2 protein-coding genes are annotated in these 1,760 nt (G+C 51.8%); both read right to left on the reverse strand.

The window, feature by feature from the left end:
- On the reverse strand, positions 1-953 hold a 953-nt coding region (locus Q0338_RS03135), incomplete at its 3' end, for a molybdopterin molybdotransferase MoeA (RefSeq protein ID WP_298085488.1).
- A gap of 1 nt (position 954) precedes the next feature.
- Positions 955-1,760 (reverse strand): UDP-N-acetylglucosamine 1-carboxyvinyltransferase (locus Q0338_RS03140; RefSeq protein WP_298085489.1); only part of this gene is annotated, 806 nt, incomplete at its 5' end.

Here is a 1,760-nt window from a genome sequence, read left to right on the forward strand (position 1 = left end):
AATACGGCGTCGAGTTTTTCAAGCTGCGCGCCCTTTAAAAAAGGAACGACTAGCAAAAAGCACATCAAAAACGCCGCCATCGGATTTCCCGGCAGGATAAAGACGATTTTTTTATCTTTTATAAAAGCTTTGCTCGGTCGTCCGGGGCGGATATTTACGCCGTCAAAAAGCTCGCTAAAGTCTAAATTTAAAAGCGCCGTTTTCATAAAATCAGCCTCGCCCTTGCTTGCTCCGCCGCTTGTTATGATGACGTCAAATTCAGCCGTCTCAAGCGCGCGAGTAGTGCTTTCTAAGTCGTCTTTTATGATGCCCGCGTACGAGCTAGCAAAGCCGAAGCTTTGAAGCAGTGACGCGATGCCTGCGCCGTTTGCATTATAAATTTGCTCCTCGCTCGCGTTTTGCCACGGCTCGACCACTTCGTCGCCGCTTGAAAATATACCGATCTTTAGCTCGCGCTCTACGCAGACGCAGTAGATGCCCTGAGCGGCTAGCATCATCACCTTTGCAGGCGTTAAAATTTCGCCTTTTTTTAGCAAAATTTCACCCGCTTTGACCTCTTCGCCTTTGTATCTTAGGGCGTTAAATTTTTTGACTTTACTTTGCGGCGAGAGCTTGCCGTCCTGCAAAAGAGCGTCCTCAAAAGGTACGACCGTGTCGGCATTTATTGGCATTTTTGCGCCGGTCATTATCTTTACGCATTCGCCTTTTTTTAGTGAGATTTCGGCCTCATCGCCAGCTAGCACGGTTGCCGCGACGCTTAACGGCTCGTTAAAATCGTCAAATTTGAGCGCGTAGCCGTCCATCGCAGCGTTGTTGAAAGAGGGCAAATTTTTAACGGCAAATACGTCCTGGGCTAAAATTTTACCCGTCGCGCGCTCAAGGCTTACAAACTCGCCGCAGCCGTCAAATTTAGCTTTTTCTAGGATCAAATTTTGAGCAAGCTCTAGCGTCATTTTACTCCTCCAACCTGCGTATTTTTGCGCCCAGAGCCGCTAGCTTGCGCTCTAGCCCCTCGTAGCCTCTATCTAGGTGGTAAATTCTGTGCACGCGGCTAGTTCCGTTTGCGGCAAGGGCCGCCAGCACTAGAGCAGAGCTTGCGCGCAGATCGGTAGCCATCACGTCTGCGGCGTTTATCTCGCCTCCGCCGTAAATCGTCGCGATATGGCCGTTTAGGCGGATGTCCGCACCCATACGCGTGAGCTCGCTAACGTGCATAAATCGGTTCTCAAAAAGCCTCTCGTCGATCGTACTGACGCCGTTTGCTACGAGCGAGAGCGCCATAAACTGTGCCTGCATATCGGTCGGAAACCCCGGAAACTCCGTCGTCACGATCTCGACGGGATTTACGTTTTTAGCCGGCATTATCGTGATTTTATCGCCGTTTACGACGGTTTCAAAGCCCATTTGGTTAAATTTAGTAAGCACGGCTCGCAGATGCGCGGCGTTGGCGTTCGCGATAGTTACTTGCGAGTTCGTGATCGCTCCGGCGCAAAGATACGTCCCTGCCTCGATCCTATCGGGGATGACCGTTATCTCGCCCACATCCAGCAAGCGCCTATCCGTGCCCTCGATCACCAGCTCGTCCGTGCCGATACCCTCGATTTTTACGCCGCCTGCGGCTAAAACCTCGCAAAGCTGCACCACCTCGGGCTCTTTAGCGACGTTGATTAGATGCGTCGTGCCGTGAGCGAGCGCGGCGGCCATGATGATGTTTTCGCTGCCCGTTACCGTGATCTTATCAAACACGATCTGCGCGCCCT

It is taken from the genome of uncultured Campylobacter sp. (assembly GCF_938018145.1).
GTDB lineage: Bacteria > Campylobacterota > Campylobacteria > Campylobacterales > Campylobacteraceae > Campylobacter_A.